Raw genomic sequence first — 18,509 nt, 5'->3', positions numbered from 1 at the left:
TACGCCCCCGCCCTGCGTGTCAGAATGTGAGGTCTTGGCTCGCAACGCACCCTCAATCTCCAGCGGGACGAGGCTGAGGGAACCTTCGCAGCACCACGAGCGAGCAGCTCGGGCGCTTCGGTGTTGAAGTCGATGAGCGCATGCGCGCAGCGCAGACTCCCAGCTCGACCATGGCCGCCTTACAGCACAAGCGCACCCGGCATCGGCACCGACTAACCCGTCTGATTTCTCCGTCCGCAATTCCCCGGCGCACCCGAAACCGGTACCGGCCCCGTGCCGGGGCCCGCGTCAGGCCCGGTGCCGTCCGGCGCGGTGCCAGGGCACGCTGCGCGTCAGCCCGCACGAGGCCGAACAGCTCGGACTGTCCGACGGCGCTCTCGCCCGCATCACCACCAAGCGCGCCACCGCTCAGGCGGTCGTCGAGATCGACGACCGCCTGCAAGCAGGCCACGCCGCCCTGCCCAACGGCTTCGGCCTCGACCTGCCCACCGAGGACGGCCACACCGAACGCACCGGCGTCGCCCTGAACACCCTCACCGACCTCGCCTGGCGCGACCCCATCGCCGCCACCCCCTGGCACAAGCACCTCCCCGCGCGGATCGAGTCCCTTACCGCCTGATGAGCACATGGCCGCCCGCTGCGGCGGCACCAGCACTCTGCAGGGCCCCCACACAACCGGGCCTTCGTGCCGTTCGGCGCCGACGCCCGCAAGTGCGTCGGCAACCAGTACGGCATCACAGAAGCCTGACGGCGGATGCCGGGTTGGCCATCGTCAGGACCAGCAGACCAGCGGCTGCCACGCCTACCGCGGTTCTTATCGCGCCCCGCATGCGGACGCCTCCCATCGATCAGGGGCGATCATTGTCGAATCGCCCGGTTTCTGTGACCGCCCCGGCAGTACACGGGCGCCAAGTCATCACGCACGATCGGACACAGCCTGCCCAGCATCGGCGTGATGGGCAGGGCCCCTCCGCCCTGCCTTAGACGCCGTTTCGGTTGGCGTGGTCTTGCGGCAGTCGGGGGTGAGACTGCTGCGCTTGTTGAGCGGATGGCGTCCGGGCGACCTGTGGACCCTGTACCAGCGGGTCGTTGCGGCACCGATTGCCTGTCAGCCCGGTTCCTGGCCCGATGGATGTGAGGCAGGCTGCGTGTCAGCGGACGGGGGATGGCGACCCGCGGCTTGTCGGCGGCGGATGATGCGTCTTGTCTGCGGCCATGGTGTCGACGAAACTCCGTTGCCGCCCGGTCGGGAGTGGCCTACGGTCCCGGTCGTGCTGCCTGTGGTGGAAACGGATGATGACCGGGATGCTGTGGTCGCCGATGAGAGCGTGATGCGTCCTGGGGCGGAAGACCTCTGTGCGCGTCTCGGGTTCGCCGGCGCCTCGCTGGTTCGCTTCCGTGACGGGTCACAGCCGGTCTACGCGGTGGGTGACGACCACGTGCACTTCACTTGGTGAGTCTGCGGTGGCATATGAGGGTCGCGGCGATGGCTGAGAAGGCGAGGAAGTGTTCGGGCTCGCGTTCGAAACGACGGTGCAGACGTCGGCAGCCGGACAGCCACGACACGGTCCGCTCCACGACCCAGCGGTGCCGGCCCAGGTGTTGGGATGACTCAATGCTTTTGCGGGCAAGACGGTGCTGGATACCGCGGGACGCGAGCCATTGCCGCAGGTGACGGTGGTCGTGGCCCTTGCCACCGTGCAGATGCAGCGCACCCGGGCCGCCTGCGCCGCGGGCCACGACGGGAGCGGATGGGCGGGATGCCACGGACCAGAGGGATGAGTCCTGGCTGTCATGGAGGTGGGCGGCGGACAGCGGTCTATGTCCGCCTCGGTGGCGCCGGTGCCCGACCATCACAGCCAGACCGGCGGCTTGTTCACGCCGCCGCTGGGCAATTTCTCCACGGCCAGCAGGAGGACGGTGCCCTCGATTGGCCAGCGGCAATGAGCCGCTCGACGACCTCGCGGATCTGAACCGTGGTGACCGCGGCGCCGTCGGCGCCGGGCTCCAGGCGGGGCGCGTCCAGCACTGCCGTCCAGGACGTGCGGCCGGTCTCCAGTGCGGCCACCACCGAGTAAGGCCAGCCGGGAACCATCTGTTGCTTGCCTTCACCGCGGCCGAACGTGTGGCAAAAGGACCGGTCAGCACGCGTCGCCCCGCGCAGTCAGACACTCGTGCAGCTCCGACTGGAAGTGTGACACTTCCGCGAACGCATCCGGCAGGACCCCCTGACGCACCAAACCCACTCAGCGCCTGCGTTTGAAGCGGGAGAAGAACCCCTTCGGCTTCTCGGTGGCGGGCCGGTGGAGGGCCTTGGCATCGCGGCGGTCCTCCTCGACCAGCCGCGCGAGCTCCTCGGCGAGAGCGGCCGCCTCCGCGTGCCGGTTCAGTGAGGGGAGCAGGTCACCGAGCAGGCGCAGCGCGCGGATCAGCCGCTGTCGCCACCCGTCCGGATTGGCCGCGGAGTACCTGCCGATGATCCCGATCGCCTCGGTGGCGGCGGTGTGCGCCTCGTCCAGCCGGCCGACGGCCATCAAGGCCTCCGCCATGGTGGGAAGCGCACTGGCCAAGTAGGGCTCAACCCCCGTGGGGTTGGTTTCGCCGAGCCGTCGGAAGATCGCCACCGCCTCCTCGGACTTGGCCACGGCCCGCTCGTGGTCGTTCAGGTGCATCAGGACTCCGCACTGACTGGCCAGCGTTGCGGCCATCTGCATCGCCGCCTCCTCGGAATCCTCACCGCGCAGGAGAGCGATGGCCGCGTCGAAGTCGTCCTTCGCCTCGGCGACCAGGCCGCGGGCGTTCCCCAGGCTGTTCAACGCCCGGGCCAAGGGGACCCCGTACTGCGGTCTTCCCTGCTCCACCAGGCTCCGATACGTCGCGATCGACTCGGTCAAGGCCGCGATCGCCTCCGGTTGAGACCCGCACTCCTGCAGGGCGCTGCCGAGGTTCTTCAGCGCTCCCGCCAGGTCGGCGGTGAACTCGTGGCTCTTGTCGCTGTAGATCCGCGTGATCTTGATCGAATGCTCGAGCAGGGGAATGGCCTCGGCCGGTCGGCCCCAGTCGATGAGCATGCCGCCCAGGTTGCTCAGAGCGAGCGCCAGGTGGTTGATTTTGGCGGGTTCCGCCACGGCCAGTCGGCGGCATACCGCGATGCCCTGCCGAGTGGTGGTCACGGCCTCCTCACGCAGCCCCTGGGCGGAGCGCGGGCCACATGGTGTCCAGCGGTGTGGGATTGCGGAATCGCGCGAGGGTGTCGCTGCGTGCCCGTCAGGCGTCGAAACGGCCGCGTGCACTCTCGATGTGACCGAGGTACTGGTGGGTCCAGCCGCATATCGCGTCGACCGTGGTGCGCAGGGCTCGGCCCGGCTCGGTGAGGGTGTACTCGACTCGCGGCGGCACGGTGGGGTGCACCTTCCGGTCGACCAGGCCATTGCGCTCCAGCATGCGCAGGTTCTGGGTGAGCATCTTGTGGCTGATGCCCTCGACCTCGTTCCGTAGCTCGCTGAAGCGCAGGGTGCGCTCGCCCAGCGCCTCGATGATCAGGAGCGCCCACTTGTTGGCGACGTCCGAGAAGATCTCCCGCGCCAGGGAGTCTGCGCGCCGCAGGTCGGCGTCGTCGGGCAGGCCCTTGAGTAGTTGCTTGGTCACCATCTGGTTCCTCAGTCACCGAAAAGTGCGTTCTTCCAGGTCAGACGTCACTCTCCTACAGTTTCCGAGTAACTACAAGAGAGCGGACCGGGAGGGCGAGCATCGTGGCCACCTTTGATGTCTTCAACTACAACGTGCCGGCCGAGAGCGACTTCGGCTACTCACAGGCGATCAAGTCCGGCGAGCTGATCCACGTCTCCGGACAGCTCTCGTTCGATGAGGCAGGCGGGTTCCTCTACGCGGGCGACTTCGTCGCCCAGCTCAAGCAGACCTACGCCAACATGGACAAGGTCCTGGACCACTACGGCGCCACCCGGAACCAGGTCGTCTCGCAAACCCTGTACGTGGTGAACCTGCGGCAGAACGCCGCGGCGACGGCGGAGGGCAACCTGGGCTACTTCGGCGACCACCGCCCGGCCAGCACGGTCTTGGGCGTCACTGAACTGACCTTGCCCGGGCAGGTCATCGAAATCAGCTTCGTCATCGACACGAAACTGCCCGCCTGAGGTCTCCTCCTCGCACCCTCCCGCAACTCTCTGGAGGGATCCGTTCGTGGAACGGTCACAGTGACCGTTCCACGAACGCCCCCACTACCCTCGTCGGTGCCCTGTTCCTCGATCGGCCGGTGGAAGATCCGGTGACAGTGCGCTGCTGCTGCCGCTGCTTGCTGGGCGCGTCCAGGACCGCCCGCAGGATCCCGTCGATCATCGCCTTGTACGGATCCAAGGCCGATGACCGCAGCGGCAGCGGAACGGAGGCCGGCACCGTCCAGCGGCCGGCCTCCGAGTCCGGGAGCTGGCGGCCGCCAGCTCCCGGTGACCTTGACGCGGCACGCGGCGGGCGTGTCGGCACTGCCCTGCCCCAGCGGCTGGTTCTGCGCGGGCATGTCTGCGGTCGTACCGGGGAGGGGTATGGGGCTTGCTTGCTGGGTTGGGCGAGGATCGAGAGGCTGGGGGGCGTCGGGGCGATGAGTGGAGGCTTTGGTTGGTGGATCTGTCCGAACTGTTCGGCGAGGGCTGGTGTGTGACGCTGGCGCACCTTCCGCCTGCTCAGGTTCTTGAGCGGATGGGTGTTCGGGATGTGGCGGATGCCGCTGGCGGGCTGGATCTGGCGACCGAGCGGCTGGAAGCCGGTGGCGTCGAGCCGGGTGTGCTGCTGCTCTCCTCCACCCTCGAAGGAGCCGGCAACGCCGACTGGGACTTCTCGGTGAAGTCCGTGCCGGCGAAGGACAACCGCGTCGCAGGCGGAATGCTGCGCGAGTACTACGTCGACGACCGGATGCTGGCCTGGGACAAAGGCCTGGACCGGCCCGCCGAGACCAACGACCGCTTCTACATGCAGATCGACTAACGCGGCCGGTCCACCCTGCCGCATGCACCAATCCGGAGCCCCCAGCCTTCCCGGGCAGGGGGGCTCCTTGTCTGCGCGGTCTGACGCCTGCGGGCAGCGGGCAGTAGTTGGGGCGCGCCGGAGCGCTTGGGCCTCGGGCCCTGCCCGGGGGAGGGGGGCTCAGCAGCCGCCTGCCGTGCGGGTCTGGCGGAAGGCGCCTGAGGCGTGGACGCGCTCCGCTCGTGCTCAAAGGCATGAGGTCTGGCGGAACATCCTGTGCCGGGTGAGGAGCGAACGCGCCATCAGGATCGCCCGGGCGAGGAAGCAGTCCGCCCGGGTACCGCAAGGCCCCGGATCGGAAGGTGGTCCCCGGTCACGCATCCGCGATCCCCGCAGCCCCGCCCTCCCAGGCGGACCCTGCGGACATACAAGGCCGGCGCAGCCGGCCGGTAGATGGTGTTGAAAGCTCGGGGCCCGGGTGCCAGTACGGCGCCCAAGCCCCCCGACGCATCCCCAGGAAAGAAGAGGTCTATGCCCCCTCGCAGTACCCGCCCCGTCGACATCCTCAACGACGACGACTACCCCGCCTACACCATGGGCCGGGCCGCCGAGACGCTCAGCACCACCCCCGCCTTCCTCCGCGCCCTCGGCGAACACCGCCTGATCACCCCGCTGCGCTCCGAAGGCGGCCACCGCCGCTACTCCCGCTACCAGCTGCGCATCGCCGCCCGCGCCAGCGAACTCGTCGACCAGGGCACCCCGATCGAGGCCGCCTGCCGTATCGTCATCCTCGACGACCAGCTCGAAGAAGCCCAGCGCTTCAACGAAGAACTGCGCGCACAAGGCCGCGAGCAGCCGAAGACCTCAGCCTGACCAGGGAACACCGGTCGCCGGCAGGGCATTGAGGCCCAGCCCCTTCGCGTCGTCGGCGGCATACCGGCGCTGGGCCCATCCCCGAGAGTCCCCCCAACCCGGGAACGCCGGAACGCCGCCGGCCACCGTGATCGACGGCGGCCGGCGGCGTTCCGAAGGCCTGGGGTCAGGCCTGGTCGGTGAGCGTGGCGTTCACCAGCGGACCGATGACCTCGAGGGCTTCGGGCGTCATCAGGTGCAGGTGCTCGAAGTCGACCGCCTTGTAGCGGGGTTGCCGGGCGAGGTACGGCGCCCAGTCCTCCGCGCCGACCGTGCCGGCCGCCAGCGTGAGGCTGGACGCGACCAGGGTGGTGCGGCCGTGGAAGACGCCGACGCTGTGCCGGTCGGCCAGTGCCAGGTGGCCCGCCATGATTTCGGCGAGGTTGCCCACCTGCTCACGGGTCAGTTCGGCCAGCGGCGCGGCGTGGGAGCGCAGGGCGGCGATGAAGCCCTCGAACTCCAGCATCGAGTCGTCGATCTCGTCGCGGTCGAGGCCGAGCATGCCGAGGATGTCGAGGTACACGCTCTCCTCGCGGTGCCCGGCCGGGTTCGGGCTCGCGTCGATGATGGTCAGCGACGACACCTCCACGCCGAGCGACTCCAGCCGAACGGCCGTGGCGTGGGCCAGTTTTCCGCCGAAGGACCAGCCGAGAAGGTGGACCGGGCCACTGTGGGCGCGGACGATCCGCTCCGCGTAGACCTCGGCCATGTGCTCCAGGGTGGTGTACCTGGCCGGGGTGGTGGCGACCCCCTCCGCCTGGAGCGCGAACACCGGGGCCGCCCGGTCGAGGTGCGGCAGCAGACCGGCGTACGGCCAGCCGAGGCCGCCCAGCGGGTGGACGCAGAACAGAGGTGCGGCATCTCCCTCCCCGCGCAGGGACAGCACCGGGGCGTAAGCGTCGCGGCCGGTGGCGCCGTCGAGGCGGGCGGTAATGCCCGCCACGGTGGGCGTCTCGAACAGCACCCGCACGGGCACGTCGATGCCGAGCGCCGACCGGATCCGGCCGGTCAGGCGGGTCGCCAGCAGCGAGTGGCCGCCGAGTTCGAAGAAGCTGTCGTCGACGGTCACCTCCTCGATCCCCAACACCTCGGCGAACACCGCGCACAGTGCCCGCTCGCGCTCGTCGCGGGGCGCGCGGCCGCCGCGACCGGCTGAGCGGCCCGGGGCCGGCAGCGCGCGCCGGTCGACCTTCCCGTTCCGGGTGACGGGGATCGCCGGGATCTCCACCAGCGCCGACGGCACCAGGTGCGCCGGCAGCCGCCGCTCCAGCGACCGCCGCAGCGCGACCGTGTCGATCGCCCCGCCCGGCGGCGGGACGACGTAGCCGACCAGCCACCGGTTGCCCGGCTCGTCCTCGCGGACGGTCACCGCGGCTGCGGCCACCCCCGGCTCCTCGCGCAGCGCCACCTCGACCTCGCCAGGCTCGATCCGGAACCCGCGAATCTTCACCTGGTCGTCCACCCGGCCCAGGAACTCCAGCTCGGCGGCGGCGTTCCAGCGCACCAGGTCGCCGGTGCGGTACATCCGCGACCCGGGCGGCCCGTACGGATCGGCGACGAACCGGGACGCGCTCAGCGCGCGCTGCCCCAGGTAGCCGTTGGCCACCGTGTCGCCCGCCACGTACAGCTCGCCGATCACGCCGTCGACCACCGGGCCCAGCCACTGGTCCAGCACGTACACGCGCACGTTCGCCATCGGCCGGCCGATCGGTACCTCGGAGGGCGACGACGGCAGCTCCCGCCCGCGCCACGCGATGACGACGATGCCGGTCTCGGTCGGCCCGTACTCGTTGTGCACGGTCAGGGCGCGATTGCGGGCCAGCGCGCGGCGCAGCGACGCCGAGTGGGTCATCGCCTCGCCGGCCTGGACGATGTGCGTCAGCGGGGCCAGGTCGTCCTCGGTCCCGGGCAGGGCGTCGACCAGCGCCTGCAGCGCGATGTTCGGCAGGTGCAGCTCGGTGACGGATCGACGGCCGATCCATGCGGCCAGCGCCTGCGGGTCGCGCCGCACTTCGTCGGGGCAGAGCACCAGGGTCTTGCCTGACGCCAGTGCCGTGCACATCTCCTGGAGGGAGACATCGAAACCGGCGGCGGCGAACTGGGCGACCCGCCGCTCGCGCGGCATCAGGGCGCGGTACTCCTGCGCGAGCTTGTACAGGGCACGATGCGGCACCAGGACGCCCTTGGGACGGCCGGTGGAGCCCGAGGTGTAGATGATGTACGCGCTCTGCTCGGGGTGGCACGGCGCCACGTCCAGGTCCTGGTCCGACTGTGCGGCCAGCGCAGCCGCCGTCCCGTCGTCGTTCAGCGTGATGCTCTGCACGCCGTCGAGCACCCGCGCGGGCCGCCTGGCGGTCAGACAGAGCCGGGGCCGGGCGTCGTCGAGCAGGTACGCCAGCCGGTCGTCCGGGTAGGCCGGGTCGAGCGGCAGGTACGTGGCGCCGAGCTTCAGCAGCGCCGTCAGCGCCACGATCAGATCCGGCGTGCGGGCCAGGTGGACGCCGACCCGGTCCTCCGGCCGGATCCCGCGCTCGGCCAGCAGGCGGGCCAACCTGTTGGCTCGGGCATTGAGTTGATGGTACGTCAGGACGGTGGACTCGTCCTCGACCGCCGGCGCGTCGGGCGTCGTCCGGGCGCACTCCTCGATCATCGAGGCGACGGTCTGCTCCGGGTACACCGCCTCCGTGGCGTTGCGCTTGCCGAGCAACTCGGCCCGCTCGTTCGGCGAGACGATGTCGATCTTCGACAGGGCGGCCTCGGGGTGCGCCAGGACGAAGTCGAGCACGGCCACCCAGCGGGAGGTGATCCGCTCCACGGTCGCCGCGTCGAACAGCTCGGTGCGGTACTGGACCATCACGTCCAGGCCGTCCCGGTCCGGCCGCTCGGAGACGCTGAAGAACAGGTCGAACACCGAGTTCCCGGTGGGCGCCTCCTGCACCTCCAGCTTCATCCCGGGCAGCGTGAACCGCTCCACCGGGCTGTTCTGCAGGAAGAACGCCACCTGGAACAGCGGGTGCCCCGACGCCGAGCGCTCCGGGTTCAGTCGCGCCACCACCTGGTGGAACGGCAGGTCCTGGTGCTCGTACGCGGCGATGCTGGTCTCCCGCGCCTGCGCGACCAGGTCGACGAACCGCGGGTCGCCCGAGGTATCGGTCCGCATCACCAGGGTGTTGACGAAGAACCCGACCAGCTCCTCCAGTGCCTCGTCCGTGCGGCCCGCGATGCCGGTACCGATCGCGATGTCGGTGCCCGCGCCGTACCGGGTGAGCAGCGCCGCCATGGCCGCCTGCAGCACCATGAACGTCGTCGCGCCCTGGCTGCGGGCCAGCTCCGCCAGCCCCCGGTGCACCCGGGCGGGCACCTCCAGCCAGGTGGTCGCGCCCAGCTGCGAGGTCGCCGCGTGCCGCGGCCGGTCGGTGGGGAAGCCCACCCCGTCCGGGAGCTCCGCGAGCTGCTCCGCCCAGTACTCCAGCTGCCGGGTGTACTCGCTGTGCGGGTCGGAAGGATCGCCCAGCAACTGCCGCTGCCACAGTGAGTAATCGGCGTACTCGACCGGCAGCGCGTCCCAGGCCGGCGCGCCGCCGCAGCGCCGGGCCGTATAGGCCGTCACCAGGTCGCGGGCCAGCGGGCCCATCGACCAGCCGTCGGCAGCGATGTGGTGGATCAGGATCAGCAGCACGTGCTCGTCCGGACCGGTCCGGAAGAGCCACGTCCGGATCGGGATCTCGGCCGCAAGGTCGAAGGCGTGCCGGGCCGCCGCGGCGAGCCGGGCCGCGGACTGCGCGGCCGGCACCGTCTCCTCGGTGAAAGGCGCCGCGACCTCGGCGGCCGGCCGCACATGCTGCTCGGGAACGCCGTCCAGCACCGGGAAGACCGTGCGCAGCGGCTCGTGCCGGGCCACCAGGTCGTCCACCGCCACGCGTAGCGCCGCCGTGTCCAGGTCGCCGGTCAGCCGGAACGCGAACGGCATGTTGTATGTCGGCGACGGGCCTTCCAGGCTGTGCTCGAACCAGATCCGCTGCTGCGCGTGCGATAGCGGCAGCGCCGCCGGCCGTACCGCCCGCTCCAGCGCCGGCCTGGCCCGTATCCCGCCGGTCAGGCGCTGGGCCAGCTCGGCGACGCTCGGCGCCTCGAACAGCGCCCGGACGGGGAGCTCCACGCCCAGCGCGGTGCGGACCCGGCTGACCAGCCGGGTGGCGAGCAGCGAGTGGCCGCCCAGGTCGAAGAAGCTGTCGTCGATGGTGACCCGATCGACGCCCAGCACCTCCGTGAACAGGTCGCACAGCAGCGCCTCGCGGTCGTCGCGCGGGCTGCGCCCCGAACCGTCGCCGGTGTACGTGGGCGCGGGCAGCGCCTGGCGGTCGACCTTGCCGTTGGTGGTCATCGGGATGGTGTCGATCAGCATCAGCACCGAGGGCACCATGTACTCCGGCAGCCGCTCGGCGAGCCCGGCGCGCAGCACCTTGATCAGCCGGCCCGCCGCCATCGTCCGGGTCGGCGTGTTGACCAGCGCACCCGGGCCAGACTCCGCCTGCCACAGCCCGTCGAGCGGGGCGGTGCCCAGTTCGGTCGGCAGCACCACCGCGTCGAACAGGTCGGCGCGGTTCCCGCAATAGGTGGTGACCACCGCCCGGCCGTTGGCGTCGCCCCAGGCGTACAGCGACTCGGGGTCGAGCGCGTGCCTGGTGTCGGCCGCCGGGAGGTCCGCGAGCCGGGCGCCGGGCGCAGCGTCCTCCAGCGCCCTCAGGGCGTGCCACTCCGCCGCGGTCCGCTCGTTGAGCAGGCCGCGGATCCGGACGCCGCCGGCGTGCGCCGCGACGATCTCCTCGACGGTCGCCAGGCCGCCACCCGGCCACGCCACCTCGGGCAGCCGTGCCACTGGGTGCGAGGGCACGGGCGCCTTGTGTAGCGTCACGTCGTAGCGGTGCAGGGACATCTCGTTGCGGCCCAGGCCCCGCTTCAGCCGGACGTCGACCGCGCCGACGTCCGTGCGCCCGCTCAGCGCCGTGAAGAACCCGGGATCGACGACGAGTTCCCGCTCCAGCCGTAACGCCGCGTCGGCCGCCTCCAGCACCCGCGCCGCCTCGGCGTCTGGACCGAAGCGTCCGTCCTGGAGCGCGACGTGGAAGGCGCGCAGCGACATCCGGTTGCGCACGTCGCCGACGAAGATCCGCCCGCCGGGCCGCAGCAGTGCCAGCGCGCCCTCCAGCACCCGCGCCAGGTAGTCGCCGGCCGGGAAGTACTGGATCACGGAGTTGATCACGACGGTGTCGAAGTGCCCGGCGGGCAGGCCCTCGAAGTCGTCCGCGGCGCGGGTGGACAGGTGGGTGCGCCCGGCCCACTCGGTGTCGCGCAGCTGACGGGTCAGCCGGTCGATCACCGAGGCGGAGAAGTCGGTGGCCCAGTAGGACTCCACGTGCGGCAGCAGCTCGCTGAGCAGCAGGCCGGTGCCGACGCCGATCTCCAGCACGTTGCCCGGCTCCAGCGCGAGGATCCGGCCGACCGTGGCGGCCTGCCATTCGCGCATTTCGTCGAGCGGGATCGGTCCGCCGGTGTAGGAGCTGTTCCAGCCGGAGAAGTCTGCGCCGAACCCGACGGCGTTCTCGTCCCCGTACAGGGTCTCGTACGTCGCCTCCCAGTCGGCCACGAAGGCGCCCGGGTCGGCGTCCGCGTCCGGCATCAGCACCACATAGCCGACCAGGCGGCGGTCGCCGGGGACGTCCTCGCGCACCACCACGGTAGTGGCCAGCACCGCCGGGTCCTCCCGCAGCACCGCCTCGACCTCGCCTGGCTCGATCCGGTGGCCGCGCAGCTTCACCTGGTTGTCGGCGCGGCCGACGAACTCCAGCTGCCCCCGCGCGGACCAGCGGACCACGTCCCCGGTCCGGTACATCCGCGATCCGGGCGGCCCGAACGGGTCCGCGACGAAGCGCTCGGCGGTCAGCGCGGCCCGGCTCAGGTAGCCGCGGGCCTGGCCCGCGCCCGCGACGTACAGCTCGCCCGCGACGCCGTCGGCCACTGGCTCCAGCGCCCCGTCCAGGACGTATGCCCGGGTGTTGGCCAGCGGCCGGCCAACCGGGACGTCGGCGCCGAGGTCGGTGTCCGCGTCGATCGGGAAGTGTAGGACGAACGTGGTGGTCTCGGTCGGCCCGTAGCCGTCGACGATCCGGACATCCGGCGCCGCCGCCCGGACCAGGGCCACCGCCGACGCAGGTACCACGTCGCCGCCCGACCAGATCTCGGTCAGGCTGCGCAGCCGCTGCGGGTACTCTGCGGCGACCACCGTGAACAGCGCCGCCGTCATCCACGCCGCCGTCACGCCGTACTCCTCGATGCACCCCGTCAGCACGGCCGGGTCGGCTGCGCCGGGCGGTGCGAGCACCACCGTGCTGCCCGAGCACAGCGGCACCCACAGCTCGTACGTGGAGGCGTCGAACACGTGCGGGGAGTGCGCCAGCACCCGGCTGTGCCCGCTGCCCCACGCCGGGTCCTGAACCAGCTCGGCGACGTTGCGGTGGGTCGTCGCGATGCCCTTGGGACGGCCGGTGGAACCGGAGGTGTACATCAGGTAGGCCAGCTGGTCCGGCTGCACGACGGGCAGCGCGGCGCCGTCGGCGGGGCCCTCCAGCACGGAGCCCAGGTCGGCGACCTGCGCGTCGGGCGCCAGCGCGGCGAGCCGCTCGACCGCGTCGGCGCCGGTGACGACGCACACCGGGCGTGCGTCGGCCATCATGTAGTCGATGCGGGCGTCCGGATAGCCGAGGTCGACCGGGAGGTACGCGGCCCCCGCCTTGAGGACGCCGAGCAGGACGGCGAGCAGCTCCGGCGAGCGGGGCAGGGCGACGGCGACCGGGTCCTCCGACCGGATGCCCCGGGCGAGCAGCCAGTTCGCCACCTGGTTGGCCCGCTCGTCCAGCTGCCGGTACGTCCACTCCCCGTCCCGGGAGACCAGCGCGACCGCGTCCGGGGACTGGCGGACCTGCGCGGCGAACAGCTCGGTCAGCGGGGCGTCGAGCACCGGGTGGGCGGTGTCGTTGCGCCCGACCAGCAGCTCGGCGCGCTCGGCGGCGGTGAGCAGCGGCAGGCGGCTGAGCCGGGTCTCCGGCGCGGCCGCCGCCCCGGCCAGCATCCGCTGCCAGCGCTCGAAGATCCGGACCACGCTTGCCGCGTCGTACAGGTCGGTCGCGTAGTCGATGTTGCAGGTCACACCGGCCGGCCGGCCGTCCTCGTCGAACCGCTCGAACAGGTCGACGTGCAGGTCGAACTGGGTGCGGCCGGTCGGCGGCGCATCGTAGGCGACGTCCAGGTCTGCCAGGGCGAAGTCGGGGGCCTTGTTGTTCTGCACCGCCACGATGATCTGGAACAGCGGGTGGTGGGCGGCCGAGCGGCGCGGGTTGACCCGCTCCACCAGGTGGTCGAACGGCACGTCCTGGTGCTCGTACGCCACCAGGCAGGTCTCCCGTACCCGCCGCAGCAGCTCCGCGAAGGTCGGGTCGCCGCTGGTGTCGGTCCTGATCACCAGGGTGTTGACGAAGAACCCGACCAGGTCGTCCAGGCTGTTGTCGAGCCGGCCCGCGATCGGCGCGCCGACCGCGGTGTCCGTGCCCGCGCCCATCCTGGTCAGCAGCGCCGCCATCGCGGCCTGCACCACCATGAACAGCGTCGCGCCCGAGTCCTGCGCCAGCGCCACCAGCTCCCGGTGCAGCTCCGAGGGCAGCTCGAAGGTCTCCATCGAGCCCCGGTACGAGGCCACCGCGGGCCGCGGCCGGTCGGTTGGGTACGACACCACTTCCGGTAGCCCCGCGAGGTGCTCCGTCCAGTAGTTGACCTGCCGGGACATCACACTCGCCGGGTCGCCGGCTCCCAGCGTCTCCAACTGCCACAGCGTGTAGTCCGCGTACTGCACGGGCAGCGGTGCCCAGCTCGGCTCGCCGCCCGAGCGCCGCGCTGCGTACGCCGCCATCAGGTCCTTGGCCAGCGGCACCAGCGACCAGCCGTCGCCGGCGATGTGGTGGACGATCACCAGCAGCACGTGCCGCTGCGGCGCCACCTCGAACAGCCAGGCGTGCAACGGGAGATCGCGCGCCAGGTCGAAGGTGTGGGTGGAGGAGACCGCCAGCAGCTCGCCCTCCAGGTCCGCGGCGTCCACCCGGCGGCGGTCGAGCTCAACGAACGCCTCCGCGGCCGGGACGATGCGCTGCTCCGGAGTGCCCTCGACGTCCGGGTAGACGGTCCGCAGCGACTCGTGCCGCCGGACCAGGTCGCCGAGCGCGCCCTCCAGCGCGGCGCTGTCGAGCAGCCCGTCCAGACGCAGCGCGAGCGGCATGTTGTACGTCGACGACGGGCCCTGCAGGCGGTCCTGGAACCACAGGCGGCGCTGCGCGTACGACAGCGGGATGCGCTCCGGGCGGACCTGCGGGGTCAACGGCTCGCGCGGCGGGGCGCTGTCGCGCAGCCTCTGGGCGAGCTCGGCGACGGTCGGCGCCTCGAACAGTTGGCGCACCCGCAGCCCGGAGCCGGTGGCGGCGCGGACCCGGCTCAGCAGCCGGGTGGCGAGCAGTGAATGGCCGCCCAGCGCGAAGAAGTTGTCATCGATCGACACCCGGTCGACGCCCAGCACCTCGCCGAACAGCCGGCACAGCAGCGCCTCTTGGCCGTCGCGCGGGGCCCGGCCGTCGGCCGCGAGGGCGTCCTGCGGCTCCGGCACGAGAGCGCCGGCACCCGCGCCGGTGCGCGCCGGCAGTGCCGCCGACTGCCGCCCGCCGGGCGCGGGGAACTCGCTGACCCGGGTCGCCGGGTCGTCGGCGGCCTGCGTCAGGACCGCTACCCAGCCCTCCAGCAGGGAGCGGACGGACTCCGCCTCGAACAGGTCCAGGGCGTAATGCGCCACCAGGCGGATCCCGCCCGGCCGGCCGTCGTCGGTCCACGACTCCGTGACGTCGAAGTGCACGTCAGTCAGCAGCTTCCCGGTGGACAGGATCTCCGCGGAGACCTCCGCGCCCGCCACCTCGATTCGCGCGTCCGGCGTGTTCTGGAGCGTCAGACTGACCTGGTACAGCGGGTGGTGGGCGGTCGAGCGCACCGGGTTGAGCGCCTCCACCAGCCGGTCGAACGGCAGGTCCTGATGCTCGTCGGCGCCGATGCAGGTCTCCCGCACCCGCCCCAGCAGGTCGGCGAAGCGCGGATCGTCCGCGGTGCTGGTGCGGATGATCAGGGTGTTGACGAAGAAGCCGACCAAGTCGTCGAGCTCGTCCTCGGTGCGGCCGGCCGCCATCGTGCCCACCGCCAGGTCGGCGCCCGCGCCGGCGCGGGTGAGCAGCGCCGCCAGGCTCGCGTGCAGCACCATGAACAAGGTGGTGCCGGTGCGGCGGCCCAGCTCCGTCAGCCGCTCGTGTAGCTCGGCGGGGACGGTCAGCGGCAGCGTCGCGCTGTTCTGCGAGGCGACCGCCGGACGCGGACGGTCGGCGGGGAAGCCGACCCGCACCGGCAGGTCGGCCAACTGCTCCTTCCAGTACCGCACTTGGCGGTGCAGCGGGGTATCCGGCGCGTCGACCGCGCCGAGCCGGTCGCGCTGCCACAGCGTGTAGTCGGCGTACTGGACCGGCAGCGCCGCCCACCCGGGCGCCCGGCCCGCGCACCTGGCGGCGTAGGCGGCCGTCAGGTCGTCGGCGAGCGGCCGCATCGACCAGCCGTCGCCCGCGATGTGATGGACCACCACCAGCAGCTGGCGCAGCTCCGGCCCGGCCTCGAACAGCCAGGCCCGGAACGGGATCTGGGTGGCCAGGTCGAACTCCTGCCGGGCCGCGTACCGGACGGCCGCGTCCAACTCAGCGGTCGGCAGGCGCATCTGCCGGACCAGGTTCTCGGCGACCGGAGTGGCCACGATCCGCTGCTCCGGTACCCCGCTGTCGGCCACGAACACGGTGCGAAGGGTCTCGTGCCGCTCCACCACGTCGCGCAGTGCTTCGATCAGCGCCCCGGTGTCGACCGGGCCCGTGATCCGGAAGCTGAACGGGATGTTGTAGAGCGCCGACGGCCCGTTGAGCTGCTCGACGAACCACAGCCGCTGCTGCGCCGGGGACAGCGGCAGCGAGTCGGGGCGCTCCAGCGGTGTCAGCGGCGCGCGCCGCCGGCCGGCCTGCCCGCCGACCCGGGCGGCCAGCTGCGCGACGGTGGGCGCGTCGAACAGGGTCCTGATCGACAGGTCCGCGTCGTACCGGGCCCGCAGCCGCCGCACCAGCCGGATGCCGTGCAGCGAGTTGCCGCCGAGGTCGAAGAAGCTGTCGTCGATGCTCACCCGCTCCACGCCGAGCAGCTCGGCGAAGAGCGCGCACAGCTCCCGCTCGGCGGCGTCCCTCGGCTCCCGGCCGCCCGCGGCCGTGTACGTGGGTGCCGGCAGCGCCTTGCGGTCGACCTTCCCGTTCGGGCTGATCGGCAGCTCGTCCAGGACAACGATCGCGGACGGCACCATCTGCTCGGGCAGCCAGGTGCGGATCCGCCGCCGCAGCGCCGCCGGATCGATCTCGGCGCCGGCCCGCGCGACCACGTAGCCCACCAGCCGCTGGTCGCCCGCGGCGTCCTTGCGGGCGAGGGCCACCGCTCGGGCCACCGACGGGTCCTCGCGCAGCACGGATTCGATCTCGCCGAGCTCGACCCGCACGCCGCGGATCTTGACCTGGTGGTCGATCCGTCCAACCAGCTCCACCAGCCCGTCGGGGTGGAACCTGGCCAGGTCGCCGGTGGCGTACAGGCGCTCCGAGCGCACCGGGCCGTGCGACCACTGGAAGAACTTCGTCGCCGTCAGTTCCGGGTTGCCGTAGTACCCCTCGGCGACGCCGAGGCCCGCCATGTGGATCTCGCCCACCACGCCGACCGGGACCGGCTGTTTCTCCGTGTCCAGCACGTACAGCCGCTGGCCGGCCATCGGCCGTCCGAACGGGATGCTCGACCAGCCCGGCAGCGGCTTGCCCGCCAGGAACCAGGTGGAGGAGATGGATACCTCGGCGAACCCGCCGAAGACGTGCACCTGGATGCCGGGGGAGAGGGCCTCCAGGCGCTCGGGGAGGTCCGGCAGGCTCCAGTCGCCGCCCAGGATCACGGTGCGGATGCCGGTCCGGCCGTCGAGCGCGCGCACGTGCTCGAGGTAGAGCTCTAGCAGAGCGGGCGCGGAGTTCCACACGGTGACACCATGCTCCCGCACCAGGTCGTGCCAGTGTGCCGGGTCCTTGCTGCGGCCCGGGTCGGGGAAGACCACCGAGCCGCCGGCCACGGCGAGGCCCAGCAGTTCGTAGACCGACATGTCGAAGCTCGGCGAGGACAGCGCGATCACCCGGTCCGCGGGGCCGACCCCGGCGGTGGCGCTGATGTCGGGCAGGTTGTTGACGACGCCCCGGTGCCGGATGGCGATGCCCTTAGGCCGGCCGGTGGAGCCGGAGGTGAAGATGATGTAGCAGAGGTCGTCCGGGCCGGCGACGTCCTCGGGGGCGTGGTCCGGCAGCTGCTCCAGCTCCGCGGCGTCCCGGTCCATCAGCACCACCGGGACGTCGGTGCGCGGCAGCCGCGGCACCAGCGGCGCCTCGGTGACCAGGGCGTGGCAGTCGGCGGCGCCCATCATGTACGCCAGGCGTTCGACGGGGTAGTCGGCGTCCATCGGGACGTACGCGGCGCCCGCCTTGAGGATTCCCAGGATCGCCACCATCAGATCCGGTCCCCGATCCAGGCACAGCGCGACCCGGCCGCCCCGGCCGACGCCGAGCGCCCGCAGCCGGTGGGCGAGCCGGTTGGCGGCCCTGTCGACTCGGCCGGCGCTCCAGGCCGTGCCGCGGTGGATCAGCAGCACCCCGTCGGGGTCGGCCGCGACCCGTTCGGCGACGCACGCGTGCAGGGTGCGGTCGTGGTCGAACCTGGTCGGGGTGTCGTTCCAGTCGACCAGCATCCGCTGCTGCTCCGCGGCCGTGAGCAGCGGGGCCTCGGTGCGCGGGCGCAGGCCCGGGTCGGCGACGCAGGCGGCCAGCAGGGTTGTCAGGTGCCCGAGCAGCCGTTCGATGGTTGCGTGGTCGAACGCGTCGGCGTCGAAGGCCACGTCCAGGTGGATCTGTTCGGCGGACTCCCGCACCTCGACCACCAGTTGGTGCTTCGACGGCTCGTCGGCCGTTGGCCGGAACACCGCGTCGGCGGACAGGTAGCGCTCCTCGTCGACCTGCCGGCGTCCGGTCAGGCGGACGGTGCGGAGGAGGTCGGCGAAGGTGTCCTCGCGCCCGGGCGTGATCGCCAGCAACTCGCCGGGCGCGCCGCCGAGCTCGATCAGCTCGGGGCCGTCGTACCGGGCCAGCACCGCTGCGTAGGCGGCCGTCAGCACGGAGAACAGGTCGGTGTCGTTGTCGGCCGCCAACGAGCGGGTGGCTACGAGCAGTTCAGGGGCCAGTGCGCGAGTGGTGCTTCCCTCCCCGGAGGGCGGATTCGATCCGTCGGCCCCCCTAATGTCCTGCGGTGCGTGCGGAAGCTTCGGCAACCTGGGCATACGCCTCTTTCCGTCCTTCCCCCGAAGTAGCGGCACAGGACACGACGCGCCGACTCCGGGCACACGCGACCGGTGTCACCGGGGCGTGGGTTCGGCGGCT

The 18,509-nt window shown here is 71.8% G+C and carries 7 protein-coding genes and 3 pseudogenes; 5 read left to right on the top strand and 5 right to left on the bottom strand.

What is annotated here, in order from left to right; genetic code table 11:
- Window positions 1-322: 322 nt before the first annotated feature.
- Together ACZ45Q_RS25970 and ACZ45Q_RS25965 are read left to right on the top strand one after the other, a co-directional pair.
- A pseudogene (locus ACZ45Q_RS25970) lies at window positions 323-619 on the top strand (molybdopterin dinucleotide binding domain-containing protein); the annotation flags it as partial.
- Between the two features lie 652 nt (window positions 620-1,271).
- A complete protein-coding gene (locus tag ACZ45Q_RS25965; protein WP_468265561.1) occupies window positions 1,272-1,457 on the top strand; it encodes a hypothetical protein in 186 nt (61 codons plus the stop codon).
- Here ACZ45Q_RS25965 and ACZ45Q_RS25960 read toward each other — a convergent pair.
- From ACZ45Q_RS25960 to ACZ45Q_RS25945, 4 genes and pseudogenes are all read right to left on the bottom strand, one after another.
- A pseudogene (locus ACZ45Q_RS25960) lies at window positions 1,447-1,815 on the bottom strand (transposase family protein); the annotation flags it as partial. The gene ACZ45Q_RS25965 and the pseudogene ACZ45Q_RS25960 sit on opposite strands and share 11 nt — an antisense overlap.
- 115 nt (window positions 1,816-1,930) lie before the next feature.
- Window positions 1,931-2,155: pseudogene (locus tag ACZ45Q_RS25955) on the bottom strand (transposase); the annotation flags it as partial.
- A 91-nt stretch (window positions 2,156-2,246) separates the two neighbouring features.
- The gene (locus ACZ45Q_RS25950; RefSeq protein ID WP_468265559.1) at window positions 2,247-3,173 is read right to left on the bottom strand and encodes a tetratricopeptide repeat protein; all 927 of its coding nucleotides are present in this window, start codon (window positions 3,171-3,173) and stop codon (window positions 2,247-2,249) included.
- A gap of 94 nt (window positions 3,174-3,267) precedes the next feature.
- The gene (locus ACZ45Q_RS25945) at window positions 3,268-3,651 is read right to left on the bottom strand and encodes a winged helix-turn-helix transcriptional regulator (RefSeq protein ID WP_468265557.1); all 384 of its coding nucleotides are present in this window, start codon (window positions 3,649-3,651) and stop codon (window positions 3,268-3,270) included.
- Between the two features lie 101 nt (window positions 3,652-3,752).
- On the opposite strand from ACZ45Q_RS25945, the gene ACZ45Q_RS25940 reads away from it, so the two are divergent.
- The 3 genes from ACZ45Q_RS25940 (at window position 3,753) to ACZ45Q_RS25930 (ending at window position 5,850) form a co-directional block, all read left to right on the top strand.
- Window positions 3,753-4,154 carry a RidA family protein gene (locus ACZ45Q_RS25940; protein WP_468265555.1) on the top strand — a complete coding sequence of 134 codons (402 nt, stop codon included), beginning with the start codon at window positions 3,753-3,755 and terminating at the stop codon, window positions 4,152-4,154.
- A gap of 481 nt (window positions 4,155-4,635) precedes the next feature.
- A complete protein-coding gene (locus ACZ45Q_RS25935) occupies window positions 4,636-4,998 on the top strand; it encodes a hypothetical protein (RefSeq protein WP_468265553.1) in 363 nt (120 codons plus the stop codon).
- 510 nt (window positions 4,999-5,508) lie between these two features.
- Window positions 5,509-5,850 carry a MerR family transcriptional regulator gene (locus tag ACZ45Q_RS25930; RefSeq protein WP_468265551.1) on the top strand — a complete coding sequence of 114 codons (342 nt, stop codon included), beginning with the start codon at window positions 5,509-5,511 and terminating at the stop codon, window positions 5,848-5,850.
- Window positions 5,851-6,016: 166 nt separating this feature from the next.
- On the opposite strand, the gene ACZ45Q_RS25925 is transcribed toward ACZ45Q_RS25930, so the two are convergent.
- Window positions 6,017-18,280: an amino acid adenylation domain-containing protein gene (locus tag ACZ45Q_RS25925; protein ID WP_468265549.1), complete on the bottom strand. Its 12,264-nt coding sequence runs from the start codon at window positions 18,278-18,280 to the stop codon at window positions 6,017-6,019.
- Window positions 18,281-18,509 lie beyond the last annotated feature (229 nt).

This window comes from Streptomyces sp. NPDC031049, from assembly GCF_055571015.1.
This window is presented reverse-complemented; position numbering and strand designations above follow the sequence as displayed.

Bases quoted from the DNA above. Each gene is read 5' to 3' on its own strand.
- ACZ45Q_RS25945 (WP_468265557.1), bottom strand. From the start codon at position 3,651: ATGGTGACCAAGCAACTACTCAAGGGCCTGCCCGACGACGCCGACCTG.
- ACZ45Q_RS25930 (WP_468265551.1), top strand. From the start codon at position 5,509: ATGCCCCCTCGCAGTACCCGCCCCGTCGACATCCTCAACGACGACGAC.